The sequence below is a fragment of the Bacillus sp. 05T21 genome (assembly GCF_056396785.1).
Window position 1 is genome coordinate 205,717 of record NZ_JBFTMD010000005.1, and the last position, 25,220, is coordinate 230,936.

Sequence of the window (25,220 nt, forward strand, 5' to 3'; positions counted from 1 at the left end):
GATGGCTAAAAAATGATATAGCATACAAAGATGATAATCATAATAATTTGGAGAATTGCTTTCGCTACTGTACTACTTAAAAAACCGACTACAGTTGCAATTCCGACTAAAAGGGCGTCTTTTGGCGCCTTTTTATGCATTAGTTCCGTAATAAATACAGATAAGAACGGTATGATAATAAGCCCGAATGGTGGGAAGAAGAACGATCCAACAATGATAGAAACCATACCAACACGTTCGCCCGATTTTGTACTACCGTATTTTTTTAGGAAGTATCCATTTGCAATAAAGTCAGCAACGAAAATGAAGAGTGTAAAAATGACTTGAATAATCCAAAAAGATGTCGTTAACTCTCCGCCATTTATTCCAAAATGATAAATGAAATAGCCAGCCCATACGGCAAGGATGCCAGGGATAATGGGGTATATAAAGGCAAGAAATGAAACAATGAAACAAGCAATGATACAAATTGTTAGTAAAACAGTCACTTTATAACTCCTTTGTAGTATCTAATTTATGTACAGCAATCTTTTTAATTTGATGCCCATCAAGTTCTAATGCTTTAAATTGAAAACCATCATATTCAACTGAATAGCCAGCTTCAATATTTAAATCAATTGCTTGAGAGAGAAGCCAACCACCAATTGTATCTAAGTCACTTTCATCGATATGTAGGCCAAACATATCATTTACTTCAGAAATGAGTACTTTCCCATCTAAAACAGTAAGCTTAGGAGTACGCTTTTCAATCATCGGTGATTCGTCTGCGTCAAATTCATCTTGAATTTCGCCGATAATTTCTTCAAGAATATCCTCCATCGTTAAAAGGCCAGCAGTTCCACCGTATTCATCCATAACAATCGCCATTTGTACGCGGTTCTTTTGGAGGTGTATTAACGTTTTACGAATGGGAACTGTTTCAAATACAGTTAAAACAGGATGTATGTAGGCATCAAGTGGTTTGTAAATGCCTTTTGTTTGATTATGAAAAATCTCTTTCGTATTTATCATTCCGATAATATCATCTTTATCCTTTTCAATAATAGGATAACGTGTATACTTTTCAGTTGCAACGATTTTCATATTTTCTTCTAACGTATTTTCAGTAGATAAACAAACCATTTCAGTTCTAGGTACCATAATTTCTTTAGCAACACGATCATCAAATTCAAAAATATTATTTACATATTTATATTCGGTTTGATTAATTTCGCCGCTTTTATAGCTTTCACCTAAAATGAGTCGTAGTTCTTCTTCGGAATGGGCAAGTTCATTTTCTTTCGCAGGCTCTAAACCGAGTAATTTTGTGAAAAATATAGCTGCACTATTGAGAAGCCAAATGAACGGATACATAATTTTATCAAATAAAATAAGCGGTTTTGCAAATTTTAATGTGATTGCTTCAGCTTTTTGGATTGCGAAAGACTTAGGAACTAACTCGCCTAATACAACATGGAAAAAAGTAATCACACTAAAAGCAATAATAAAGGATAACGTGTTAGCCATTGTTCCAGTAATATTGATTTTTTCAAATAGTGGTCGCAGTAAATGTTCCACAGTTGGTTCACCAAGCCAACCAAGTCCTAAAGAGGTGATAGTAATGCCAAGCTGACAAGCGGATAAATAAACGTCTAAGTTAGATAAAACGCTTCTTGCAGCTAATGCTTGTTTATTACCTTCATTAGCAAGCTGGTCAATTCGACTTTTTCGTACTTTTACGACAGCGAATTCTGAAGCAACGAAAAAACCAGAAATAAGGATAAGTATAAAGATGAGAAAAATATTTAATATGTCCAAGTGTGTTCTTTATTCCTAATTTGGAATAAAGATGTCACCTCCTGTAATTATGTTATACTTTTATAATAAATCCAAATGAAAAGATTAGTCAAAGAAAATGGGTAAATAATGGTAGGTTTCTATAGTAGTTTTTTAATTTGCTGTTATTTTGTCCTCTATATAATAGGAATAACCGTCTACTTTTAATTTAAGTAGACGGTTATTCTATGTTATGGTTTCGAAATACTTCTAGTTAAAGTATACGTGTTTTGTTTAGAGTGGTTTGTTGTCCATAAAGCTTGGAGAAACGATAAGATGCTATATGGAATATAAAGTAGTAATAAACCAATTGTGACAACTATAGGTGCATTTCTACCAAATTGGACGATAAATTGTAATAGTCCGTTTGTATGAAAAATACATTCCATAAAAACGAATGAAAGAATAATGGAACTCAAAATAGATTTATGATTGGAAGTAAGCGCAATAAATAACGTATCAACAAGGAAAGATGAATTTTTTATTTCGTATTCATTAGTAGTATTTAAGAACGGTAGCCATTTTTTAATTGCTTGCATAACGATTATCATAGAAGTGCTACATACGATGATAAAAGAAGAGAAGAAAGGAAACTTTATGAATTTAGATATGTAGAGAAGTGATAATAGGACTGAACATTGTAATATCACAGTGCCAAAAGAATACGGTATCCAGCGAAATAAAGAACTACACTTTTTTAATGAGTTTGGTGCTTTTAAAAATAGATGGCCAATTCCTAGACTTATAAAGAAACCGATTACAAGAGTGAATGTGAAACGAACGATTGATAAAAAATATATTTCCCATATGTAGGGGAACAGTGGTGACGAATGGTTAGAGGTATGTAGTATATTTTGTGTATGTACAAGCTGATTTGCTGAGAAAAGGATAGGCTCATGCATCCAATCAATTGTGGGAATTGAAATGGAAGAAGGCTGTGCTAAATTATGAAAAATGCTTACAAATCCAGTTAAGTAGGAGTAATTATGTGTAATGAATAATGCTGGAAGGGGACTTATGACAAAAATAATCAAAACACCGGCTATAAATTTACATATATGTGAGCGCAATAAGGACATACAATCACCTGCTCTTAGAATATTCAGAAAATTCTTATTCTTATTTTAGCTTTTTTCAGGGGAAGTTACAATATATTTTTCTTTACCTATTGGTATATGGATAGTTTTAAATTATTTTTAGAAATTTATTTTATGTGTGGGATATAAAGCAGGAGAGGGTATATAACAGCATCCATACAAAAAACGTGAACAGTTTAGCATTTTCACGTTTTTTGTATGGGATGAATGAAAAGAAATGTAGGTAAATGTCGAAAGGATTAAATTGATTTTTCAAATTGGAAAGTGATACCATAAAGTTAAACAGTGTTTAAATCATTGTTTAATCGATAAATTCTAGAGGAGGAGATAAGTTGGGGGGAAATGAAAACATATCAACGAAAGAAAAGATTTTAAATACAACCTTGGAGTTAATTAAAAACGAAGGTTTTGAAAGGGTAACGATAAGGAAAATTGCATCATTGTCAGATGTAAATATTGCGCTTGTAAATTACCATTTTGGTTCAAAAGAAAAGTTGATTAGTGAGGCGATTAAAGTTTTGTTAATTAGCTTCCAAGGCACTTTTTCTATTTTAGATGATATTACAGTACCAGCGAAAGAAAGATTAAAAATATTTTTATTTGATTATGTACTAGTAATTCGGCAATATCCTGAGTTAGTCAGGAAGATTATTGCAATGGGAACTACGGTATTTACATCTCAATACGAATATGGAGATTTTTTGAAGAGGCTAGGTTTTAGTAAAGTGAAGAATATTTTGAGCGAAATAACAAATGAAGCGGATCAGGAAATTTTAATGATGATGACAGTGCAAATATTTGGATCCATTTTTCTTCCAGCATTAATGATGCCAATTCTTGAATCAGGAGCAGATATAAGAGTACTGCCTATAGAAAAACAGATTGATTTCCTATTTGAACGCTATTTTTATAAAAATTGAGATAGTGGGTGATAGAGATGGTTAGTTTCTTTAGAAAGCATTGGTATGATATAGGGTTAGTTGTGGCTATTGTTGTCGTTGTTTGTTTAGTCGCGAATTTGGGAGAAATAAGTGAAATAAAAGTACTGTTAGCGTTAAGTTTTGTAGCCATTTTAGTGCATCAATTTGAAGAGTATCGTTGGCCAGGTTATTTCGCTGGTCTGTTTAATGTAGTTATATTTAAAAGTGATATACCAGATCGCTATCCATTAAATACGCAATCTGCTATGGTAATAAATATTTTGATTGCGTATGTTTTTTATTTACTTCCGGTTTTCTTTCAAAATATAATATGGCTTGGGATGGCACCTATTTTAATGGGGTTTTTTCAATTCATATGGCATGGTATTTTTGCAAATATAAAAGCTAAAACAATATACAATCCGGGATTAGGTGCGGTTGTATTACTACATGTTCCGATTGGTTATGCATATATGAGATATGTTCTTTTACACAATCTAGCTACAAATTTGGATTGGATATTAGGGCTGATCTATTTTCTAGTAGCAACCTATTTTTTAATTATAAAAGGAAATATGTTAATGAAAAGTAAGGAGACAAATCATTGTTTTTCTAAAAAGCAATTAGGTCCGTACAATGATGCAGTAAAGTGATCCAGAATTCAGAAGGGATTTTTGATGCTGAAGAGAGTACAAGTGAATGATTCATGAATAAATTATGACGGAAAAATGAATAATTTTCAGAAAAATAAAATAATATATTTATTTTTTTCTGAAAATATAATATAGTTATGGCACAGAAAGTATTTTAACATAAGGAGGCTGTTTATGAGGATTAAAGGAAATTATGTGCCGAAAAGGGAAGTGTTATTTTGCTCAAGTTCAATTACGATAGGGGAAGCACTGGAGCATTTAAATAAAACTGGGTATCGTTGTGTACCAGTTTTAGATGAAAAAAAAGAGAAATACTTAGGGAATATATATAAAGTAGATATTTTAGAATATAAAGGTTCACTTGAAGAGAGTGTAGTACAAATATTAAATGATAAAGAAGGATATGTGAGAGAAGATTCTTCGTTCTTTAAAGTATTTTTTACAATAAAAAAATTACCTTATTTATCAGTAGTTGATGAAAAAGGAGTTTTCCTGGGGATTTTAACGCATAAAAAAGTTTTTGAGTTATTAGAAGACGCATGGGGAGTCCATTCTAGTAAATATTCTGTCATGATTGGAACACAAGATTATAATGGGGCCATTCAAAAATTATCGACAGTGCTAAAGAAATACACTGGTATTCAAAGCTTAATGACTTTTGATAATGATGCTTTATTAGTACGTAGAATAATGTTTACATTGGGAGAAGAGTTTGAAGATAGTGAATTAGAAACATTGCTAAAGGATTTAGAAAATCATGGATTTAGAGTTGTGTATGTTGAAGAGATGAATAATCCACGTGAAGTTGAAACGATAGACTAACAAGTAAAAGCCATCTTATTTTTTGATGGCTTTTACTTTCTTTCGTATAAAAATATTCAAATATAATAAAATGTAAAAATCGTAAATTTCTAAAAAAAATTGTGTAATAAAATAAATAAAGGAGGTATGTGTGGATAATTTTGATTTTCAAAAAATTCTATTTAAAAATATGTTTTTATTTTTCAGCCAAATATGTTACTATATGTGTGATAAAAACAAAGAGGTCTGACAACTAAACTCCACGTTATAACACTCTAATGACTTGAATATTCAAAAAAATCAAAAATTAATAATTAGAGTAAGAATAAGGGGAATGGAGAAATTATGGAGAAAGACATTGCTTTGTAAGGGGCATATTTTATCATCTTGAGCAGAGAGGAGGATGCATAGCATATTGTGAAAAGAGAGATAAACAATGAAAAAGTGCTATGCAAATGAAAAGCATGAAGGGACGTTTAAGGCCAGGTGATACGGTAGCGATTGGTTTAATGTTATTTGCACTATTTTTAGGAGCAGGAAATTTAATTTTCCCACCAGTTTTAGGTCAACAAGCTGGAGAGAATGTTTGGGTTGCTACAATTGGATTCCTTGTAACGGGAGTCGGATTACCCCTATTAGCTGTAACAGCTGTCGCGTTTGTAGAGGGGGACTTGAAAGCGCTGTCTTCTAGAGTTCACCCTATATTTGCGTTTATTTTCCCATTGATTAGTTATTTAGCGATTGGACCATTTTTCGCGATTCCGCGTACTGGAGCTGTTTCATTTGAAATGGGTATGAAGCCATTTCTATCAGAGACAATGGTTTCTGAGTGGTACATGCTATTTCTTTTCACTATAGTTTTCTTCGGAATAACGTGGTATTTATCATTAAATCCATCTAAATTAGTGGATTGGTTCGGGAAATTTCTTACACCATTGTTAGTATTGATTGTTGCTGTTATTGTCGGAAAGGCAATTATTGATCCGATTGGAGAACCAGCTGCACCGCTAGCGGCATACAAAGAAAATGCTTTCTTTGGTGGATTTATTCAAGGATATTTAACGATGGATGCAATTAGCGCGCTCGTATTTGGAATTGTCGTTGTACAAGTTATCCGCTCTAAAGGGATAAAAGAGAGTAGTCAAGTTGCAAAAATAACAATTGTATCAGGTATTATTGCTGTACTTGGTTTAACGTTAATCTATTTATCACTTGCTTATCTTGGTTCAACAAGTACATCACTTGGGATCTCAGAGAATGGTGGACTTATTTTAACGAATGTTGTAAATGAGTTATATGGAACAAGTGGTAAAATTTTATTAGGACTTGTTATTATACTCGCTTGTTTAACAACTTCTGTTGGATTAACATCTGCTTGTGCGGGCTTCTTTACAAACGTATTCCCAAAACTTTCGCATAAAACGATTGTAACAATGGTATGTGTGTTTAGTTTAATTGTATCTAACTTAGGTTTAACACAATTAATCGCAGTCACTTTACCAGTGTTAATGATTATTTATCCAGTTGCAATCGTATTAATCGTACTTTCATATTTCCATAAATGGATTGGAAAGCGAAATACAATTTATATTGGTGCAATATTAGGTGCATTGTCAATTAGTTTATTTAATGGCTTAGAAAGTGCGAACATAAAAATTGACGGGGTTTCAAATGTACTACAAATGTTACCATTATATAAAGAAGGAATAGGATGGTTAATCCCAGCATGTATTGGCGGGGTTCTCGGTTTCTTCTTCTATAAATCAAATGAATCAAGTGAGTTACAAAAGAAAGGTGCCTAGGCGCCTTTCTTTTTTTGAAGGGGATTTTTATGTTTTGTCTAAGTAATAATTGGGAGGATTGATAAAATGGCTAGTTTTGAAGATTTTTTGACTTTGGATTTACGAATTGGAACTGTAACACATGCAGAGGAATTTAAAGAAGCGAGAGTGCCAGCGATTAAACTAGAAATTGATTTTGGGGAGCTTGGGGTCAAGCAGTCAAGTGCTCAAATTACGAAGAGATATAATCCAGAAGACTTAATCGGTCAGCAAATTGTTGCTGTTGTAAATTTTCCGCCAAAGCGTGTAGCTGGATTTAAATCGGAAGTGCTTGTATTAGGTGGAGTTCCTGAAGCTGGTGATGTTGTGTTGCTTCAGCCTAATATGGAATTGCCAAATGGAACGAAAATTAGTTAGTGTGAAGGTAGGGGTAAACATGGATATCGGACGAGAATATTTACAATGTGCCATTTCGAATTTCAAGGCAACACAAAAACAAGGAGAACGTGTACTTTCTCAATTATCTTATGAACAGATAATGTGGTCTGCTTATGAAGAGACAAATAGTATCGCGATTATTATTAAACATTTACATGGTAATATGCGTTCAAGATGGACGGAATTTTTAACGTCTGATGGCGAAAAAATAGATCGTAACCGAGATGGTGAATTTGAAGGTGGGTACAATTCAAAACAAGAAGCGCTTGCTGCGTGGCAAGAAGGGTGGGAGTATGTCTTTAAAACGATGGATACTTTAACAGCAGAGCAGATTTTGCAGAAAGTATACATTCGCGGAGAAGAACACACTGTCATGCAAGCGATCGAAAGGCAAATTTCTCATTATGCTTTACATATTGGACAAATCATTTACATTGGTAAAATGTTAAAAGAAAATGAATGGGAGTGTTTAAGCATTCCTAGAGGTCAATCTACTAGTTATTTACAGAAAAAACGTTCAACATAATAATAGGAAAGAAACCGATATAAAATAGGAAGCAAAAAAATAAGCCAATTGATAGAGGGCTCCGTGAACATTAGAATGCTGCCAGCAATAAGCCCATATGTAATAAGAAAGAAACCAAAGAGTGTATTTATAGGAATAAAACGTGAGACAAATAATTGCTGATTTTTGAAACAAGTGTTGTGAAACAAATAAAAGCGGAAATGCCATGTAGAGGTAATAAGATCTTTCCTTCTCGTTATTCTTTTTTTACATTTATGACAGATGAACGGTGGTTGCATTTTATTACGCTCCATTTTTTATATTTGTAATAATGTAAGACAAAAGTAAGTATAAAGTGTATGTTCCTATATACGCTCCTGCAATAAGGAAAAATGGATTCAGTAAAATTCCATGAATGCTTGTCATGAAAACTAAATTTTGTATTAAAACATCATATATATTAATAGAAATAATTGTCCCGAGTACATACAGTGCTAAGTATGCGGAAATATGTAGCACAATACGAATTTTAGGATGTAAAGCAAACAAATAAAAAATAAATGATAAGACGATTGGTAATGTTCCTATTAGTAGCTTCAATTCATTTCACCTCATTAACAATATAGCCGGAATTTAAGCGGTCTATTCTCTAGAGCTTGTACATAACTTGAAATAGAGAGGGTGATAGTATGAATCGAGGCTTTTTTTACGTGAAATTAACAAGTGTACGCAAGTTAATTATATTTATTATTACTACGGTATTAGCGACTTTCTTTCTTATTAGTGTAATGGTAACTTCCATGAAAGAGACAAAGTCAACGTATTTATATAATTGGTTAAATGAGTTATCAATGAATGGTTACATGTACGTTATTGGGAAGGAGAATCATTATTTTACACAGGAGTACCGGAATTTGAATCAAGACTTTTCTATTTCTTCATTCCTCTTTTCGATGGCTACGAATATTCGTTTTGATGATGTACGTAGTTTTGTCGGGAAAGAACTTCCGGGATTTGGGAAATATGATACAGAAATCGTTATAGCAGGTGAAGGAACAAACTATTCCAACTTACCGATAGAATCGAGTGTGCCTCTTGAAGAAGTAGTGAAGGAACGGACTGGAGAAGCTGGACAAGTTCCTAAGCCTGATCCGAATAAAGAGAAGAAACAACCATCTCAAACGACGGGAAAAAGACAAGTTGCATTGATTTATCATTCACATAGCTGGGAATCTTATTTGCCGTTACTCAACTTAACGAATGATCCAAATCCGAATAAAGCAACGAGTTCTGTAACGAATATTTCAATAGTTGGCGATCGATTGCGAGAACAGTTAGAAAGTGAAGGGATCGGTGCTGCTAACGATAAAACTGATGTTGGTCAAAAATTAATAAGTAAAGGATTAAATAGTAATAGTTCTTATAAACTGTCACGAGAAATTGTACAAGAAGCGATGGCTAGTAATAAAGAACTCCAATATTTTTTCGATTTGCACCGTGATAGTGCACGGAAAAATGTCACGACAAAAACAATTGGAGATAAATCATATGCAAAGCTTGCTTTTGTAATTGGGAAAGGAAATAAAAATTATGAAAAGAACTTACAATTAGCAACAGCTCTTCATGAGGAAATTAATAAGAAATATCCAGGAGTGAGCCGTGGTGTAATTCAAAAAGGGTTCCAAACAGGAAATGGAGTCTATAATCAAGACTTATCAGGACAGGCGATTTTAATTGAAGTTGGTGGCGTAGATAATACAAAGGAAGAATTAGATAGATCGATTGATGTTCTTGCTAAAGCATTTGGAGAATATTTTTGGCAAGCTGAAAAAGTGAATGGATAAAGCGAAAATTTGATCGGTGAGTGCTCATCCTACTGATTAGTAGCCCTTACGAATCAGGCTACCCGTTAATACGGGATAAACGTAAGCAAGAAGCTTACGTTTATTTGTTTGTTCATAATCTATAGGTAGAAAGATATGTCACATTATAGACAAAATTCCCTATTATTATATTGATATCGAAATTTGTCTATTTATAGTAAGAAATTTAAAAAGGAATTTTCGGAATAGTGGAGAAAATCTTTTTACAAGGAAAATTTTTAACTAACAGAATGGGTAGGGGATCAAGGTGATACGAGAGATTAGAGTAGAAGATGCAGCATCATTTTTACAATTAAGTAAGCAGTTAGACGAAGAAACGAAATTTATGTTATACGAACCAGGGGAAAGAAAAACCACAGTAGAGCAACAAGAAAAGATGGTCCACCGTTTTATAGAAAATGAATATGCAACAATATTTGTAGCAGTTGAAGATGATAGAGTAGTTGGATTTATTTTAGCCAATGGTAATGATGTTCAAAGAAAGAGACATGTGGCAGGCATTGTAATTGGTATTTTGCAAGAGTATAGTGGCCGAGGTATTGGAACGAGTTTGTTTAAAGAAGTAGAGAAGTGGGCAAGATTACATGATGTATGGCGTTTAGAATTAACGGTAATGGCCCACAATACAAGAGCTCAGGCACTATATAGCAAAATTGGATTTGAACAAGAAGGTGTCAAAAAATCTGCTCTTATCATCGATGGAAAAGGTGTCGATGAGTATGAAATGGCCAAATTATTAAAATAAGAGGTCGTTATATGAAAAAAAGATGGGCACTACTTGGTATCGTAGCGATGATACTGATCATTGGAGTAGCAGGAATAAATTATAAGATGTACAAGGGTCAAGAGGCGAAGGAAGTAAATGTAAATAATATATTTCCGAAAGCTAAAGAAACGATTGCTAATATGGATGGGGATATCGCAGTCATTAGTAATCCGAATTCGATGCTTGTACTTGTGAATAAAAATAGGCGTTTACCAGATGGGTATAGACCGCCAGATTTAGTTGTTCCGAAAGTACGTTACTCTAGTGAAGGTGATCAAGAGAAGAAAAAGATGAGGAAAGAGGCAGCGGCGGCACTTGAGGAAATGTTTCAGCAAGCCAATAAGGAGCGGATTTTCCTTTTTGCAGTCTCTGGATTTAGATCTTTTGATCGACAAAAAGCATTAAATACGATGTATAAAAGACAAGATGGAGAAGCAAAGACAGCGATGTCTAGTGCAGTCCCTGGTACGAGTGAACATCAAACAGGACTAGCTATGGATATTACATCTCAATCTGCTAAATTTCAGCTAGAAACTGTTTTTGGGGAGACGAAAGAAGGAAAGTGGCTTTCTGAAAATGCCCATAAATTTGGTTTTGTTATTAGATATACGAAAGAGAAAGAAGGGATTACCGGTTATCGTTATGAACCGTGGCATGTACGGTATGTTGGGAATCCGCAAGCTACATATTTATATGAAAACCAACTGACGATTGAAGAAGTAACGCAGTAATGAATTGAGGGGAGAGGGCTAAGATGACGATGTTATATAAGAAAAAGGTACATGCATATATTACGAGAGAAAAAGAAGGGGTTATGCAACTACTCGTTTTTAAACATCGTGATATACGAGAGGCTGGTATCCAAGTGCCAGGCGGGACAGTAGATGAAGGCGAAACGTTAGAGGCAGCAATTTTACGTGAAGTACAAGAAGAGTCAGGACTACGCCATTTTTGTATCGAGCGCTTCCTTTCCGATTACATTATTTTTGTGAAAGAAAAAAAGGAATATCAAAAACGTCATTTTTTCCACATTTCATTATTAACAGATGTGAAAGATACGTGGGAGCATATAGTGAGTGCTGGTGAGGAAGACAAAGGTTTAGTATTTTGTTATGAGTGGGTTGATATTAACAAATGCCCTGAATTAGCAGGTAAACAAGGCGAGTTTTTACATTTGTTAGAAGAGGTATATGTAAAATAATAAAAAGGGTCTGAGGCGATATTGTATTCGTTTCAGACTCTTTGTATTTCTCTGGAAATTAAAGGTTTTTAAACTGGTGAGTTGAATTCCTGTATAGGGATAGTAGTTGTTAATACGAGGAGCGGAGAAAATGAAAAAGTAATAGACATACGTCATATATAAAAGGGCTTATAAAAGGAGAATGAAAATGGAAATTCAGTTCAATACCCTACTGCAAAAAGAATTAACAATTCATGATATTCAAAAGGAAATGGAAGCTGGGAAGTTAACTTCAAAAGAACTAGTCATGTATTATCTTCATAGAATCGCAAAGTATGACCAAGATGGACCGAAAATCAATTCTATTTTAGAAATCAATCCAGATGCTATCTTTATTGCAGAAGCGTTAGATTATGAAAGAAAGACAAAAGGTGTAAGAGGTCCATTACATGGTATACCTGTTTTACTTAAGGATAATATTGAAACGAATGACTCGATGCATACAAGTGCTGGTACGATTGCCCTAGAACAAAATATAAGTAGTGAAGATGCATTTCTCGTTACAAAACTTCGAGAAGCAGGATCAATTATAATAGGTAAAACAAATATGACAGAACTAGCAAATGCAATGTCTTTTGAAATGTGGGCTGGATATAGCGCTAGAGGTGGTCAAACAATTAATCCTTACGGTACAGGAAAGGATGATATGTTCGTTGGTGGCTCAAGTACAGGGTCTGCTATAGCAGTTGCCGCTAACTTTACTGTATTATCCGTTGGAACAGAGACAGATGCTTCTATTTTGAGCCCAGCTGTTCAAAACTCGGTTGTAGGTATTAAGCCGACTGTTGGGTTAATTAGTCGTAGTGGAATTATTCCTTTCACTTATTCACAAGATACAGCTGGGCCATTTGCTAGAACAGTAACAGATGCTGCTATTTTACTAGGGAGTCTAACTGGGGTGGATGAGAAGGATGTAGCCACTCATAAAAGTGAAGGCATGGCATATCAAGATTATACATCTTATCTTGATGCTAACGGTTTAAAGGGGGCGAAGATTGGTGTATTTAGCAATGCGCCAAAAGATTATTATGAATCTGGAGAATACGATGAAAAATTGTTTAAGGAAACGATTCAAGTTTTACGTAGTAAGGGAGCGACAATAGTAGAAGATATTGATATTCCATCTTTTCATAGAGAATGGAGCTGGGGGGTTCCGCTTTATGAACTGAAGCATAGCTTAGATAACTATCTTTCTAAATTACCTTCTACTATTCCAGTACATTCTATTTCGGAGTTAATGGAGTTTAATAAAAACATAGCAGAAAGAGCTTTGAAATATGGACAAACTAAGTTAGAAAGAAAAAAAGATTTTCCTAATACGTTAAGAAATCCTGAATATTTAAAGGCAAGATTAGAAGATATATACTTTTCGCAAAAACAAGGTATTGATTTTGCATTGGAAAAATATAATCTTGATGCGATACTGTTCCCTTCTTATATAGGATCTACTATATGTGCGAAAGCAGGTTATCCGTCTATAGCAATGCCTGCGGGATATATGGATAATGGGAGGCCTTTTGGAATTACTCTTGCAAGTGCTGCTTTTAGTGAAGGGGCATTAATTAAACTAGCATATGCTTTTGAACAAGCGACAAAACATAGGAAGATTCCCAACTTGTCATGAATAGAATAAACAAAAAGGACAGGAATTCCTGTCCTTTTTGTTTTATTGATTAAAGTGAAATATCTTTCTGCTCCGTCTTCTGATATTTTAATAAGTTAAAGGATAAACAAGCAGAACATAAAATAAGAAAAGCGGCGATAATATAAATAGTACGAACGCCGAACATATCAGTAATAATTCCAACGCTAAGCATAGAAAGACCAGAAGCTGTCGAGAGAAGTGCACCATGAGCTGTATACATCTTCGATAATAAAGAAGGAGTGACGCTTGATTGTAAAACCGTCGTTTGAGAAATATCTCTAATTTGATAACATGGTCCCATTAGAACACAAAGAAATAGAGCAATAAATCCGCTACTTGTCATACCATATAAAAATGTAAGAATACTAAACATAAGAGAGCCTATCGCCATGGAGCGTATTAAATTTTTTTGAATATATGTACTCATTTTCCACGCTAATATCCCGCCAATTAATGTGCCGACGTAATAACTTGTGTTAATATATCCCCACCAATCTTCGCCTTTATGAAGAACAGTCGTTACATATGCCATCGTAATAGCACCGATCCATATCGTCCCTGCGAAAGTTTCAATTAAGTCCATAATTGTAACGATGCGCAGAGACGGGTGTTGAAATAACAGTTTCCATCCTTCTAATAATGCAGTAGTTTTCGAAGAAGTGGGTTCTGCTACTCGTTCAGCTTGTATAGATTGTAATGAAAGGTGTAATGTAATACATCCGAAAATCATCAATATGTTATTAATCATGAGTGTCGAAGTAACGCCAATGAGAAGAACAATTATGCTTGTAAATGAGTATGCAGCGGCTTGTATAATTTGTGTTGAAAAGGAAAAGACACTATTTACTTTTACTAATTTTTCTTGTGGTGTTAAGCGCGGGATAACTGCGTATAGTAGAGGAGCGCTCCAGCCACTACATAATGAAATGAAAATAACAAAAGTTAAAAGAGCAGAAATGTTTGTTGATAGTATAGGAAATAATATCATTAACAATATTAAAAGAGCTGTTTTAATCCATTGTAGAGTATATAGCAATGAATAAGATGGAAACCGATTCATTATAAGTGGTGCAGAGGTGTTCGCGATAAGATTTGTGATAACTTGTAATAATGGAAAAAGAGCAGTAATTGTAGCTGATCTAGTTGTGATATAGATGTGAGTTGTAATAATCATTATGTATACAATGTCAGCGAGAGTAATGCATATTTTGGAGCCCAAATAGTAAGTTAGTGAACGTTTAGGCAATAAGAATACCACCTTTCAAATCAATACTGCTTTTAATTTTAATCATTATAATCTGTAAGTTATATTTTTGAAAGAATTAAATTTTTTGTCATTTTTTGAAAGGGATTTTCGTGTATAATGAAGAATATATTAATATAGCATTTTATTAATGCTTGTTGTAACAGCGAATACATATAATAGCTTGTAGCAAACGCCCCCTCTATGAGAAAGGGCGGATAAACCATTCTTTTCTTCATATACATATAGAAAATGAGAAAGAAAGTGAGGGTTGCATATGGCTGGATGGGTGATTTGGTTTATAATAGCGGGTATTTTATTTATTGCAGAAATGTTGTCGATTACGTTTTACATGCTTTGGCTTGGAATTGGAGCTGTTGTCGGAGGTCTTATTGCTTTGTTTGCTCCTGATGCACTATTTTTACAAGTTGTTGTTGGGGCGATTGTAAGTTTAACATTGACTTTCTTTACGAAAAGAATTTCTAAAAATTTTCGAGAAGCAAAAGGTTTTACTGATACAGTAGATAAACTTGTTGGTAAAAAGGGAATTGTTATGCAAACGATTACAAGTGAAGTGAACGGTATTGTGAAAGTGGATGGAGATACTTGGACAGCTATTTCGGATACTCCTATTGATGCTGGAGAAAAAGTCGTTGTTATACAGAGGCATAGTACTATTTTACAAGTGAAAAAGGAGAGTGAATAAATATGGCAGTAGCATTAACGTTAACGATTATTTTCGCATTGATTGTCGTTGTATTTATTGCATTGACAATTAAAATTATTTCTCAGCAAAAAGTTGGGGTCGTTGAAAGGTTTGGTAAATTTCAACGGATTATGCACCCTGGATTAAATATTCTAATCCCAATTGTAGACCGCGTTCGTGTATATCACGATTTACGTATTCAACAAACGAATGTACCACCACAAAAGGTAATAACGAAAGATAATGTACAAGTAGAAATTGATACAATTATTTTCTATCAAATTGTTGAACCAGAGCTTGCGACATATGGTATTTCAAACTATGAATATGGTGTTCGTAATATTACATCTGCAACAATGCGTCAAATTATTGGTAAAATGGAGCTTGATGAAACATTATCAGGTCGTGAAAAAATTTCAACAGAAATTCGTTTAGCACTTGATGAAGCGACAGAAAAATGGGGCGTTCGTATTGAGCGTGTCGAAATAGTCGATATTAATCCACCAAAAGATGTGCAAGTATCAATGGAAAAACAAATGAAAGCAGAACGTAATAAACGTGCGATCATTTTAGAAGCTGAAGCAGCGAAACAAGATAAAGTCCTTCGTGCTGAAGGGGAAAAACAAAGTAAAATTTTAATGGCTGAAGGGGATAAAGAAGCGCGTATTCGTGAAGCGGAAGGTATACGAGAAGCGAAAGAATTAGAAGCGCAAGGGGAAGCGAGAGCGATTGAGGAAATTGCAAAAGCAGAACAAAACCGAATTGAATTACTTCGCGCAGCAGATTTAGATGAGCGCGTACTTGCTTATAAATCATTTGAATCATTGATTGAGGTTGCAAAAGGCCCAGCAAATAAAGTATTTATTCCATCTAATGCAATTGAAACACTTGGTACTCTTGGGGCAATTGGGGAAATCTTTAAAGAGAAACAAACGAAGAAATTACCTTCGTCAGATACAGAAAAAGAACAATAAGAGTGAGGAAGAGAAATGGGATGCCATTTCTCTTTTTTTTGCGTATATTACGAAAGGCTTGTACATATCCATGTATAAAGAAGGTGATACAGTGAAAAAGTATGCAACCCGTATACATGGGAAGAAACTAATCTCGTTACTCTTTCTATGTGCACTAGTCATAATTATTATTGCGTCGATTTTAACGTCGCTTTTACATACAATGAAATCGAATTACGCGAATCAATGGTTTGGAAAAGTATCGATGCAAGGTTTTGTTCAAATGATAGAAAGTGAGAATCGCTATTACGGATTTGATTATTTTAAGCAGAATAAAAGGGAGTCATTTGGAAATTTAATGTTCTCGATGGCGACGGATTTGAAAATTAAAGATTTAAGAACGTTTGTCGGTAAAGAAGTGCCTGGTATGTCAAAGTATTACTCTAACATTATCGTAGCTGGGGAAGGAACAAACTTTACGAATATCCCAAATGAATCTAGTGTACCGATTGAAGAAGTAACGAAAGAGCGAGAAGTAGCAAAAGATAAAGTTACAGAAGCTGAAAAGAATAATCCGGTTCAGAAAAAGAACGGAGCGAAAAAAGGTGAAAGTGCAGTATATATTTATCATACACATAGCTGGGAATCTTTCTTTCCGTTATTACCAGGGGCTACCGATCCATCAAGTCCAGATGTAAATGTGTCCTTACTAGGGAAACGTATGAAAGAACAACTTGAAGGACAAGGAATTCCGGTAGTTCATGATAAAACGAATATGGGGGATTTATTAGCGAGTAAAAAATGGAAATGGCTGCAATCATATAAAGCGTCTCATGAATATGTAAAAGAAACATTAGCACAAAATAATAAAATTGCGTTTCCGATTGATATACACCGTGATGATCAGCGGAAGAAGGTAACAACAAAAGTAATTAACGGGAAATCGTATGCAAGATTATATTTTATAATTGGGATGGAAAATGAAGGGCGTGCTGAAAATGAAAAAATTGCAAGGGCAATCAATAGTTATTTAGATGAAAACTATTACGGATTAAGTAGAGGGATTTTTCCGAAGTATAAAAAAGATGGAAATGGTGTTTATAATCAAGATTTATCTAAAAATGCGATGTTAATTGAAGTTGGTGGTGTTGATAATACATTAGATGAATTATATAACACAATTGATGTGTTAACGGAAGCGTTTAGTAAATATTATTGGAACAATGCAGAGAAAGTGAATGGATGAGGGGCGGGAAACCGTTCCTTTTTTGTGTTGTTTAAAAAAAATTAAGATTTCATAATGTGAAATAAGAGCGAAATTATACGTATTAAAATTGATATAATGATTGAAAATTCAGTCATCAAATAGAGTTTCTAAACTTTTTAGTATATTATTATGGAAAATTGGAGGGGAAAGAATGGCAATTAGAACAGGGGAACAGTATATTGAAGGATTACGAAAAAGAAATCCTGAAATTTGGATTGGTGGAAGAAAAGTAACAGATGTAGTAAATGAAGATGTTTTTCGCGAACCTATTTTACAAATTGCTAACTTATATGATATGCAGCACAATCTAGAATATCAGGATAAGATTACTTATATATGCGAAGAGACAGGGGAAAGGGTCTCAAATTCCTTTTTAGTGCCAAAAAATTATGAGGATTTAAAAGCACGTCGTGAATTATTTGAAGTATGGGCAAAAGCTACCTTCGGTTTAATGGGAAGAACACCAGATTTTTTAAATGTAACAGTGACTTCAATGGCAAGTAATTCTTGGTTTTTTGAGAAGTTCAATCCAGAATGGGGAGCGAATATAAAGAATTATTATAAACATATACGGGATAATGATTTATTTTTAACACATGCGATTATTAATCCGCAAAATGATCGTAGTAAGGCTTCTCATCAACAAGAAGATGAAACTATGCATTTAGGTGTAGTAAGTGAAACAGCAGAAGGTATGTATGTTAGTGGTGCTAAAATGTTAGCGACACTCGCTCCTATTACAGACGAGGTAATTATATATTCCTATCCAAGTTTTAAGCCAGGTGATGAACGTCATGCAATCTCTTTTGCAGTACCAATTGATGCACCAGGACTAAGAATTCTTTGTCGTGAGCCAATGCAAGATGGAAAACGTTCTCTATTTGATCATCCACTTGCATCAAGGTTTGAGGAAATGGATGCATTACTAGTATTTCATAATGTGTTTATCCCATGGGATAAAGTATTTATTTATCAAAATATAGAAGCTGGGAATCAATTGTATCCTAAAACGGGAATTGGTCATCAACCAGCGCATCAATCTGGAGTAAGAGGATTAGTAAAGCTTTCTTTCGCTGCTGAAGTAGCTATGAAATTAGCAGATTCGATAGGAGTAGATGGATTTTTGAATGTACAAAACCAGTTAGCAGAGCTTATGCAAGATGTAGAAACGATACGTGCGCTCTTACAAGTAGCTGAGTATGAATATGAAACGAATCCATATGGAGAAATTATTCCTGCAAGGTTGCCACTTGATACAATACGCAGTTTATTACCTAAAATGTATCCACGTGCAATTGAGATTATTCAAACCATCGGTGCTGGTGGATTATTAATGTCACCGACAGGTGCAGATTTTATGAATCCCGAAATTCAAGACGATATGGAAAAATACTATATCGGGCGTGAAGGAGTATCTTCTGAGGAACGAGTTCGTTTATTTAAATTAGCATGGGATTTATGTGGAGAAGCTTTTGGACAACGGTTATTACAATATGAGCGTTATTATTCTGGAGATCCGGTGCGTAAAATGGGAATGTTTTATAATGCGTACAAAAAACAACAAACGTTTTCCCTAGTAAACAATGCTTTGCAATCAAGCTCATCTGAAGGTGCTTTAAGTTGAATAAAAATGTTTACGCTTACATTTTTATTTAGAAAAGGAAGGAGCAACAGAGGATAACAAGAATTTTACTGTTAGGATGTAAATCTTCTTATATTTTTAACAACATCTAAAACTAGAGAACTGTAACTGGAATAGGGGAGGTAAATGATTTGATCGCTTCTATCGGTAAAATTTGTAAAATTCTAAATTGTTTTACGAGTGATGAGCCTGTACTAGGTAATTCTGAAATAGCGGAAAAACTAAATATGAATGCAAGTACGGTTCATCACCTTGTTCGTACGTTGTGTGCAGAAGGAATGCTCATTCAAGATGAGCAAAGAAAATATAGATTAGGCTGGAAATTGTTAGAGTGGGGAAACCAGGTTATGTTTCAGCAAGAGATTTATAGCGGAGCAATTCCACTTGTAGAAGAGCTTGTTAGAAATTTTAATGGGACTGTGCATATTGGTATGTATGATCGTGGTGATGTCGTATTTATTTTGAAAGTGTCATCAAGGGAATCAGTTCAAATTTCAACACATGTTGGATCAAGAGAGCCTGCATATTGTACAAGTACAGGGAAAGTGTTGCTTTCGTTTCATTCATCTTCATTAGAATGTACGTCAGAAAAAGAACTTTTACGACGAGCCCCTAATACAATTACTTGCGTGAAACAATTCCAAGTGGAGTTACAGAAGATTCGTAAACAAGGATATTCAATTAGTGATAATGAAAATGAACATGGACTATATGGAATTGCTGCTCCAATTCGATCTTATACTGGCAGAACTATTGCGGCGCTTAATATTGTTGGTCCCATATCATATATGCAGGGAAGTAAACGTGAAATCATAATTCAAAGTGTGATGAATACAGCAAATTTGATTTCAAAGGAATTTGGTTATTTAGAAATCTAACTCTAGAAGAAGAGAGATGAGAATCATTTATATACATGAGCAGTGTATACCTGAATTAATGAAATCAATTGTTTCAATTGGTGCTTTTGATGGTGTACATAAAGGCCATCAAACTGTTATTAAAAATGCGGTTGAGAAGGCAAAGGAATTAAAGATAACAAATGTTGTGTATACATTTGATCCACCACCACGTTCTTATTTTCAAGGGGCGCAAATATTAACACCCATTGAAGAGAAGGTGAAACGTCTTCAAAATCTCGGTGTTGAACATGTAATTGTAATTCGGTTTGATGAGTCATATATAACAAAAAGTGCGAGCTGTTTTGTTCAAGACTTAAAAAGGCTAAATCCTGTGGACATTTATATTGGTCAAGATTTTAGGTTCGGAAAAAATCGAGAAGGTAATATAGAGCTGCTAAGAGAACACTTCAATATTTCTATAGTGAAAGATGTTTGCTGTGAAGAAGGTGAGCGAATATCTTCAACGAGAATTAGAAATTATGTATGTCATGGAGATWTGCAAAAGTCTAGCTCTTTACTCGGTTAGTCTTTTAAAACGATATAAATAGAAGGAATAAAGAGGAGGAAATAATATGTCTAAAACATTGCAATCTTTTAATTTACTAAAATGGATTGATGAGAATAAGGAGTTATTGAAGCCGCCAGTAAATAATAAAGTTATTTGGCAAGATTCGGAATTTATCGCCATGATATTAGGTGGTCCAAATAGAAGACGTGATTTCCATGTAGATCCTTCAGATGAATTTTTCTATCAAATTAAAGGTGAATGTTATGTGGAGTGTATTACAGAGGAAGGTAAGCGGGAAGTTGTCACAGTAAAAGAAGGGGATGTATTTATGCTGCCAGCTATGGTACCACATTCACCACATCGTGTTGCCAATACATTTGGACTAGTAATTGAAAGAAAACGTAGTCAAGGAGAACTTGAGGATTTCGTTTGGTTCTGTGACGAGTGTAATCATGAAATGCATCGTGTACGTGTTCAATTAAATGATATTGAAAAACAAGTAAAAGAAGCAATTCATAGTTTTAATTCAAATAAGGAAATTCGAGCATGTAAGAACTGCGGTCACATTATGCCAGAAGAAGTGGAGGAATGGAAGTGCGAATAGATTTTCATACACATATTATTCCTGAAACTTTTCCGGATTTTGAAGAGAAGTTTGGTGGCGGTCGTTGGCCGATATTAAATCGGACTTGTACATGTGGTGCAAGCATTATGGTTGGAGGTAAAAACTTTCGAGACGTTACAGACCAAGTCTGGTGCCCTAAGAAAAGAATTGAAGATATGGACCGTGAAGGTGTAGATATTCAAGTTTTATCGCCAATCCCTGTTACATTTTCGTATTGGGCAAAACCAGAGGAAGCCGAAAGTATGGCACGTATTCAAAATGATTTTATTGCAGAAACAGTTTCAGCACATCCAAATCGTTTTGTAGGGTTAGGAACAGTTCCGATGCAAGATGGAGAAACTGCAATTCGTGAAATGGAGCGTTGTATAACGGAATTAAATTTACATGGTATTGAAATTGGCACAAACGTGAATGGTAAAAATTTAGATGATCCATCGTTTATTGAATTCTTTCGAATGGCTGAAAAATGGCAAGTTCCGATTTTTATTCATCCATGGGAAACATTAGGGCGTGATAGAATGCCACATCATAATTTTATGTATACAGTCGGGATGCCAAGTGAAACAGCACTTGCGGCAGCTACACTAATATGTAGTGGGATAATGGAGAAATTTCCACGGTTAAAGGTTTGTTTTGCACATGGGGGAGGGTCTTTCCCATATATTTTGCCAAGATTAGATCAAGGATGGAAAGTATGGCCACATTTACGGTTGACTACACACCCTCCTAGTTATTATGCAAAGAAATTTTATTTTGATTCTTTAAATTATGATCCTATTAATTTGAAATATATGATTGAAAGATTTGGATATGAAAAGATTTTCATGGGCTCAGATTATCCATTTTTATTGCGAGAAGTTGATCCTGGAAAAGTGATTGATGAAACAGTCGGTTTATCGGAGGAACAAAAAGCAGCGATGCTCGGGGGAAATGCTGCGGAATTTTTAAATATTGATATAAAAAAACGAGGTGTAGCATATGCAGAGATTACAAACACCTGAGAACAAATTAAGTGAGTTAGGAATCACACTACCAGCTATTCGCCCAGCAGTTGGAAATTATGTTAGTTGTGTAAAAGTAGGTAACTTATTGTTTACTGCTGGACAAGGTGTAGATGAGTATCATGGGAAATTAGGAAAGGATATTTCCATTGATGAAGGATATAAAGCAGCAAGACAATCCATGTTGAATTTATTGAGTGTTGTGAGAAACGAACTAGGTGATTTAAATAAGGTGAAACGAGTTGTAAAGCTACTTGGTTTTGTAAATAGTACGGAAGATTTTATTAATCAGCCAAAAGTAATGAACGGGGCATCTGATGTATTAGTAGATATTTTTGGGGAAAAGGGAAAACACGCCCGATCTGCAGTCGGTATGGCTCAATTACCTAATAACACAACAATTGAAATTGAGATGGTTTTAGAAATTGAGGAGTAGGAGGTAAGGAAGGTGAACAAAGAATTATTAGCTGACAAAATGAAAGTAAAAGATGCGAAATTGTTTATTGATGGACAATATGTGGATTCCATATCTGGCGAAACATTTGATACGTTCAATCCAGCGACGAATAGAAAACTTGCTTCTATTGCAAAGGCAAATGAAGAGGACACAAAAAGAGCAATTGATGCGGCAGAACGTACATTTAAAAGCGGTATTTGGAGTAAAATGCCTGTGGAAGAGCGGTCGAATATTTTATGCAAAATGTCAGATTTGATTATGGAAAGAGTGGATGAACTAGCGTATATAGAAACTCTTGATGTTGGAAAACCGATTAAAGAAAGCAAAGGATTCGATATACCACGTTCGGCTCATAATTTTCGCTTCTTTGCTGAAATGGCTAAATATATGGTGCATGAGCATTATGACAAACATAACTTTATGTCATATGCAAAGTATGCTCCCGCGGGAGTGACAAGTTTAATCATTCCTTGGAATTTGCCATTTATGCAAATGACGTGGAAAGCATCAGCTGCACTTGCTTCTGGTAATACTGTTGTTGTCAAGCCGGCCTCTTATACTCCATTAAGTGCAGTTATGCTTGGTGAAATTGCAAATGATGCAGGACTACCACCAGGTGTACTTAATATTATTACAGGTCCAGGGAATACTGTCGGGACAAAAATGACAACACATCCAGCTGTTAGAAGAATTTCATTTGTTGGAGAAAGTAATACAGGCAAGACAATTATGCGTAATGCATCAGAAAACTTAATACCTGTTTCCTTAGAATTAGGGGGCAAATCAGCAAATATCGTATTTGAAGATGCAGATTTAGATGAAGCAGTACAAGGATCAATTGARGCTATTTATCGGAATCAAGGAGAAATTTGTTTAGCTGGTTCAAGATTACTTGTGCAAGAAAGTGTATATGAACAGTTTTTAGAGAAATTTGTAGCGGCTGTAAAAAGAATAAAAGTTGGAGATCCTCTTTCTGAAGATACAGATATGGGAGCGCTTGTATCAAAATCTCATTTAGAAACAGTTGATCGTTATGTAGAAATAGGAATTTCAGAAGGGGCAAAATTAGCCTATGGTGGAAAAAGAGTGGAGAGTCTAGTAGAAGGAAACTTTTATGAACCTACTATTCTATATGATGTTGATAACAGTATGCGTGTAGCACAAGAAGAGATATTTGGCCCAGTTCTAGTTGTTATTCCATTTAAAACGGAAGAGGATGCAATTCGCATTGCGAATGATTCCATTTATGGACTAGCTGGAGTTGTTTGGACAAATGATCTTAGACGAGCGCAACGAGTGGTTTCACAAATCGATTCAGGCTTATTATGGATTAATTGTTGGTATGTTCGAGATTTACGTACTCCATTTGGCGGTTCGAAGGCGAGTGGGATTGGTAGAGAAGGTGGACGTCATAGTTTCGAATTTTATACGGAAGCTAAGACGGTTACGATGAAATTATAAAGGTGATGTTTTAACTTAAAGTTCAAAGCTCCCATCTGACATTTATGGAAATAAAATAGTTAGGTGGGGGCTAGTTATATTGTCGTTGATAGGGGATATATAAATTTGAAAAATGAGGTGAAAGCAATTGTTAATTAAAGAATTAGCTGATGAACTATTACAAGCTGAAAATTCACGAGTAGGGATACCTCCATTTACTGAGAGATATGCTAATTTATCTGTTGAGGATGCTTATAATATTCAGCTTGAAGTAGTAGAAAGAAAGTTGGAGAATGGGCGTTGTGTAATTGGAAAGAAAGTTGGACTTACGAGTGTTGCAATGCAACAGATGCTTGGGGTAAATGAACCAGATTATGGACATTTACTAGATGATATGAAGATAGAAAATGGTAGTGAAATTTCAGTAAGTTCCTTTGTAGCTCCCAAAATAGAAGCAGAAATAGGGTTTGTTTTAGCAGAAGACTTAAATGGGCCTAATATTACATATGTTGACGTACTAATGGCGACGAAATATGTAGTGCCTACACTTGAAATTATTGATAGTCGAATTGCTGATTGGAAAATTCGGCTTGCTGATACAGTGGCGGATAATGGATCGTCGGCAAAAGTTGTAATTGGTGATACATTCTCTAGCGTTGATAAAGTAGATTTACGTACAACTGGAATGACACTTTATAAAAATAATAGTTTAATTGCAACGGGTGCTGGTGCGGCTGCATTAGGGCATCCTGCGCAAGCTGTTGCTTGGCTAGCTAATAAACTTCATGAGTTTAATATTGGATTAAAAGCAGGGGAGTTAATTTTACCAGGTGCGTTATCTGGTGCAGTCTCAGTAAATAGTGAAGATAGTATTCATGCTGATTTCGGTTCACTCGGATCGGTTTCTGTTACCTTCATATAGATTAAAAGATTGA

The 25,220-nt window shown here is 34.6% G+C and carries 28 protein-coding genes; 22 read left to right on the forward strand and 6 right to left on the reverse strand.

Annotation, left to right across the window (positions count from 1 at the left end; translation table 11 throughout):
- Window positions 1-5 precede the first annotated feature (5 nt).
- The 3 genes from AC1DKZ_RS13245 to AC1DKZ_RS13255 form a co-directional block, all read right to left on the reverse strand.
- Entirely contained in the window at window positions 6-488 is a 483-nt protein-coding gene (locus AC1DKZ_RS13245; protein WP_000217328.1) for a DUF456 domain-containing protein, read from the reverse strand.
- A 1-nt stretch (window position 489) separates the two neighbouring features.
- Window positions 490-1,797: a hemolysin family protein gene (locus tag AC1DKZ_RS13250; RefSeq protein WP_113938292.1), complete on the reverse strand. Its 1,308-nt coding sequence runs from the start codon at window positions 1,795-1,797 to the stop codon at window positions 490-492.
- Window positions 1,798-2,006: 209 nt separating this feature from the next.
- Entirely contained in the window at window positions 2,007-2,894 is an 888-nt protein-coding gene (locus AC1DKZ_RS13255) for a hypothetical protein (RefSeq protein WP_002012455.1), read from the reverse strand.
- Between the two features lie 350 nt (window positions 2,895-3,244).
- Between AC1DKZ_RS13255 and AC1DKZ_RS13260 the strand changes: the two genes are divergently transcribed.
- The 6 genes from AC1DKZ_RS13260 to AC1DKZ_RS13285 all read left to right on the forward strand — a co-directional run bounded on the left by AC1DKZ_RS13260 (window position 3,245) and on the right by AC1DKZ_RS13285 (window position 8,031).
- Complete coding sequence (locus AC1DKZ_RS13260) at window positions 3,245-3,832, forward strand: TetR/AcrR family transcriptional regulator (RefSeq protein WP_002012456.1); 588 nt, start codon at window positions 3,245-3,247, stop codon at window positions 3,830-3,832.
- Between the two features lie 8 nt (window positions 3,833-3,840).
- The gene (locus AC1DKZ_RS13265; RefSeq protein ID WP_002086041.1) at window positions 3,841-4,485 is read left to right on the forward strand and encodes an HXXEE domain-containing protein; all 645 of its coding nucleotides are present in this window, start codon (window positions 3,841-3,843) and stop codon (window positions 4,483-4,485) included.
- A gap of 174 nt (window positions 4,486-4,659) precedes the next feature.
- On the forward strand, window positions 4,660-5,307 hold the full coding sequence (cbpA, locus tag AC1DKZ_RS13270; RefSeq protein WP_431182090.1) for a cyclic di-AMP binding protein CbpA: 648 nt from the start codon (window positions 4,660-4,662) through the stop codon (window positions 5,305-5,307).
- 443 nt (window positions 5,308-5,750) lie between these two features.
- Entirely contained in the window at window positions 5,751-7,088 is a 1,338-nt protein-coding gene (gene brnQ4, locus AC1DKZ_RS13275; RefSeq protein WP_431182189.1) for a branched-chain amino acid transport system II carrier protein BrnQ4, read from the forward strand.
- 66 nt (window positions 7,089-7,154) lie between these two features.
- The gene (gene csaA / locus AC1DKZ_RS13280) at window positions 7,155-7,484 is read left to right on the forward strand and encodes a chaperone CsaA (protein WP_113938296.1); all 330 of its coding nucleotides are present in this window, start codon (window positions 7,155-7,157) and stop codon (window positions 7,482-7,484) included.
- Window positions 7,465-8,031, forward strand: a complete 567-nt coding sequence (locus AC1DKZ_RS13285; RefSeq protein WP_002165929.1) for a DUF1572 domain-containing protein — start codon at window positions 7,465-7,467, stop codon at window positions 8,029-8,031. The genes csaA and AC1DKZ_RS13285 overlap by 20 nt, the downstream gene beginning before the upstream one ends.
- Here the strand turns inward: AC1DKZ_RS13285 and AC1DKZ_RS13290 are convergent.
- Together AC1DKZ_RS13290 and AC1DKZ_RS13295 are read right to left on the reverse strand one after the other, a co-directional pair.
- Window positions 8,004-8,309 carry a permease gene (locus tag AC1DKZ_RS13290; protein WP_078178819.1) on the reverse strand — a complete coding sequence of 102 codons (306 nt, stop codon included), beginning with the start codon at window positions 8,307-8,309 and terminating at the stop codon, window positions 8,004-8,006. The two genes, AC1DKZ_RS13285 and AC1DKZ_RS13290, sit on opposite strands and share 28 nt — an antisense overlap.
- 4 nt (window positions 8,310-8,313) lie before the next feature.
- A complete protein-coding gene (locus AC1DKZ_RS13295) occupies window positions 8,314-8,610 on the reverse strand; it encodes a hypothetical protein (RefSeq protein ID WP_002012463.1) in 297 nt (98 codons plus the stop codon).
- An 89-nt stretch (window positions 8,611-8,699) separates the two neighbouring features.
- Here AC1DKZ_RS13295 and spoIIP (AC1DKZ_RS13300) point away from each other — a divergent pair, with 89 nt between their 5' ends.
- The 5 genes from spoIIP (AC1DKZ_RS13300) to AC1DKZ_RS13320 all read left to right on the forward strand — a co-directional run bounded on the left by spoIIP (AC1DKZ_RS13300) (window position 8,700) and on the right by AC1DKZ_RS13320 (window position 13,523).
- Window positions 8,700-9,854 (forward strand): stage II sporulation protein SpoIIP, encoded by a 1,155-nt coding sequence (spoIIP, locus tag AC1DKZ_RS13300; RefSeq protein ID WP_431182091.1) that lies wholly within the window; start codon window positions 8,700-8,702, stop codon window positions 9,852-9,854.
- 286 nt (window positions 9,855-10,140) lie between these two features.
- On the forward strand, window positions 10,141-10,638 hold the full coding sequence (locus AC1DKZ_RS13305; protein ID WP_201067009.1) for a GNAT family N-acetyltransferase: 498 nt from the start codon (window positions 10,141-10,143) through the stop codon (window positions 10,636-10,638).
- An 11-nt stretch (window positions 10,639-10,649) separates the two neighbouring features.
- A complete protein-coding gene (locus tag AC1DKZ_RS13310) occupies window positions 10,650-11,390 on the forward strand; it encodes a M15 family metallopeptidase (protein ID WP_201067011.1) in 741 nt (246 codons plus the stop codon).
- Window positions 11,391-11,413: 23 nt separating this feature from the next.
- Window positions 11,414-11,860 carry an NUDIX hydrolase gene (locus tag AC1DKZ_RS13315; RefSeq protein ID WP_000178291.1) on the forward strand — a complete coding sequence of 149 codons (447 nt, stop codon included), beginning with the start codon at window positions 11,414-11,416 and terminating at the stop codon, window positions 11,858-11,860.
- Between the two features lie 187 nt (window positions 11,861-12,047).
- Window positions 12,048-13,523 (forward strand): amidase family protein, encoded by a 1,476-nt coding sequence (locus AC1DKZ_RS13320; RefSeq protein ID WP_201067013.1) that lies wholly within the window; start codon window positions 12,048-12,050, stop codon window positions 13,521-13,523.
- A gap of 49 nt (window positions 13,524-13,572) precedes the next feature.
- Here AC1DKZ_RS13320 and AC1DKZ_RS13325 read toward each other — a convergent pair whose 3' ends face one another.
- Window positions 13,573-14,790: an MFS transporter gene (locus AC1DKZ_RS13325; RefSeq protein ID WP_002168568.1), complete on the reverse strand. Its 1,218-nt coding sequence runs from the start codon at window positions 14,788-14,790 to the stop codon at window positions 13,573-13,575.
- A 274-nt stretch (window positions 14,791-15,064) separates the two neighbouring features.
- Between AC1DKZ_RS13325 and AC1DKZ_RS13330 the strand changes: the two genes are divergently transcribed.
- From AC1DKZ_RS13330 to AC1DKZ_RS13380, 11 genes are all read left to right on the forward strand, one after another.
- Complete coding sequence (locus AC1DKZ_RS13330; RefSeq protein WP_002012470.1) at window positions 15,065-15,493, forward strand: NfeD family protein; 429 nt, start codon at window positions 15,065-15,067, stop codon at window positions 15,491-15,493.
- A gap of 2 nt (window positions 15,494-15,495) precedes the next feature.
- Window positions 15,496-16,467, forward strand: coding sequence for an SPFH domain-containing protein (locus AC1DKZ_RS13335; RefSeq protein ID WP_002012471.1), 972 nt, complete (start codon window positions 15,496-15,498; stop codon window positions 16,465-16,467).
- A gap of 91 nt (window positions 16,468-16,558) precedes the next feature.
- On the forward strand, window positions 16,559-17,692 hold the full coding sequence (spoIIP, locus tag AC1DKZ_RS13340) for a stage II sporulation protein P (RefSeq protein ID WP_476996416.1): 1,134 nt from the start codon (window positions 16,559-16,561) through the stop codon (window positions 17,690-17,692).
- Between the two features lie 172 nt (window positions 17,693-17,864).
- Window positions 17,865-19,337 (forward strand): 4-hydroxyphenylacetate 3-hydroxylase family protein, encoded by a 1,473-nt coding sequence (locus tag AC1DKZ_RS13345; RefSeq protein WP_476996417.1) that lies wholly within the window; start codon window positions 17,865-17,867, stop codon window positions 19,335-19,337.
- 149 nt (window positions 19,338-19,486) lie between these two features.
- The gene (locus AC1DKZ_RS13350; RefSeq protein WP_097829707.1) at window positions 19,487-20,233 is read left to right on the forward strand and encodes an IclR family transcriptional regulator; all 747 of its coding nucleotides are present in this window, start codon (window positions 19,487-19,489) and stop codon (window positions 20,231-20,233) included.
- Between the two features lie 16 nt (window positions 20,234-20,249).
- The gene (locus AC1DKZ_RS13355) at window positions 20,250-20,780 is read left to right on the forward strand and encodes an adenylyltransferase/cytidyltransferase family protein (protein WP_476996418.1); all 531 of its coding nucleotides are present in this window, start codon (window positions 20,250-20,252) and stop codon (window positions 20,778-20,780) included.
- Window positions 20,781-20,826: 46 nt separating this feature from the next.
- Window positions 20,827-21,366 (forward strand): 3-hydroxyanthranilate 3,4-dioxygenase, encoded by a 540-nt coding sequence (nbaC, locus tag AC1DKZ_RS13360; RefSeq protein WP_088058417.1) that lies wholly within the window; start codon window positions 20,827-20,829, stop codon window positions 21,364-21,366.
- Window positions 21,351-22,388 carry an amidohydrolase family protein gene (locus tag AC1DKZ_RS13365; RefSeq protein WP_431182096.1) on the forward strand — a complete coding sequence of 346 codons (1,038 nt, stop codon included), beginning with the start codon at window positions 21,351-21,353 and terminating at the stop codon, window positions 22,386-22,388. The genes nbaC and AC1DKZ_RS13365 overlap by 16 nt, the downstream gene beginning before the upstream one ends.
- Window positions 22,366-22,824, forward strand: coding sequence for a RidA family protein (locus AC1DKZ_RS13370; protein ID WP_431182097.1), 459 nt, complete (start codon window positions 22,366-22,368; stop codon window positions 22,822-22,824). Before AC1DKZ_RS13365 ends, AC1DKZ_RS13370 begins: the two co-directional genes overlap by 23 nt.
- 12 nt (window positions 22,825-22,836) lie before the next feature.
- Window positions 22,837-24,306, forward strand: coding sequence for an aldehyde dehydrogenase (locus AC1DKZ_RS13375; RefSeq protein ID WP_431182098.1), 1,470 nt, complete (start codon window positions 22,837-22,839; stop codon window positions 24,304-24,306).
- 127 nt (window positions 24,307-24,433) lie between these two features.
- Window positions 24,434-25,207, forward strand: coding sequence for a 2-keto-4-pentenoate hydratase (locus tag AC1DKZ_RS13380; RefSeq protein WP_431182099.1), 774 nt, complete (start codon window positions 24,434-24,436; stop codon window positions 25,205-25,207).
- Window positions 25,208-25,220 lie beyond the last annotated feature (13 nt).

Coding starts and splice junctions, on each gene's coding strand:
- AC1DKZ_RS13255 (WP_002012455.1), bottom strand. CDS start 2,894: ATGTCCTTATTGCGCTCACATATATGTAAATTTATAGCCGGTGTTTTG.
- cbpA (WP_431182090.1), top strand. CDS start 4,660: ATGAGGATTAAAGGAAATTATGTGCCGAAAAGGGAAGTGTTATTTTGC.
- brnQ4 (WP_431182189.1), top strand. CDS start 5,751: ATGAAGGGACGTTTAAGGCCAGGTGATACGGTAGCGATTGGTTTAATG.
- csaA (WP_113938296.1), top strand. CDS start 7,155: ATGGCTAGTTTTGAAGATTTTTTGACTTTGGATTTACGAATTGGAACT.
- AC1DKZ_RS13285 (WP_002165929.1), top strand. CDS start 7,465: ATGGAACGAAAATTAGTTAGTGTGAAGGTAGGGGTAAACATGGATATC.
- AC1DKZ_RS13290 (WP_078178819.1), bottom strand. CDS start 8,309: ATGCAACCACCGTTCATCTGTCATAAATGTAAAAAAAGAATAACGAGA.
- spoIIP (WP_431182091.1), top strand. CDS start 8,700: ATGAATCGAGGCTTTTTTTACGTGAAATTAACAAGTGTACGCAAGTTA.
- AC1DKZ_RS13310 (WP_201067011.1), top strand. CDS start 10,650: ATGAAAAAAAGATGGGCACTACTTGGTATCGTAGCGATGATACTGATC.
- AC1DKZ_RS13315 (WP_000178291.1), top strand. CDS start 11,414: ATGACGATGTTATATAAGAAAAAGGTACATGCATATATTACGAGAGAA.
- AC1DKZ_RS13320 (WP_201067013.1), top strand. CDS start 12,048: ATGGAAATTCAGTTCAATACCCTACTGCAAAAAGAATTAACAATTCAT.
- AC1DKZ_RS13330 (WP_002012470.1), top strand. CDS start 15,065: ATGGCTGGATGGGTGATTTGGTTTATAATAGCGGGTATTTTATTTATT.
- AC1DKZ_RS13335 (WP_002012471.1), top strand. CDS start 15,496: ATGGCAGTAGCATTAACGTTAACGATTATTTTCGCATTGATTGTCGTT.
- AC1DKZ_RS13345 (WP_476996417.1), top strand. CDS start 17,865: ATGGCAATTAGAACAGGGGAACAGTATATTGAAGGATTACGAAAAAGA.
- nbaC (WP_088058417.1), top strand. CDS start 20,827: ATGTCTAAAACATTGCAATCTTTTAATTTACTAAAATGGATTGATGAG.
- AC1DKZ_RS13365 (WP_431182096.1), top strand. CDS start 21,351: ATGGAAGTGCGAATAGATTTTCATACACATATTATTCCTGAAACTTTT.
- AC1DKZ_RS13370 (WP_431182097.1), top strand. CDS start 22,366: ATGCAGAGATTACAAACACCTGAGAACAAATTAAGTGAGTTAGGAATC.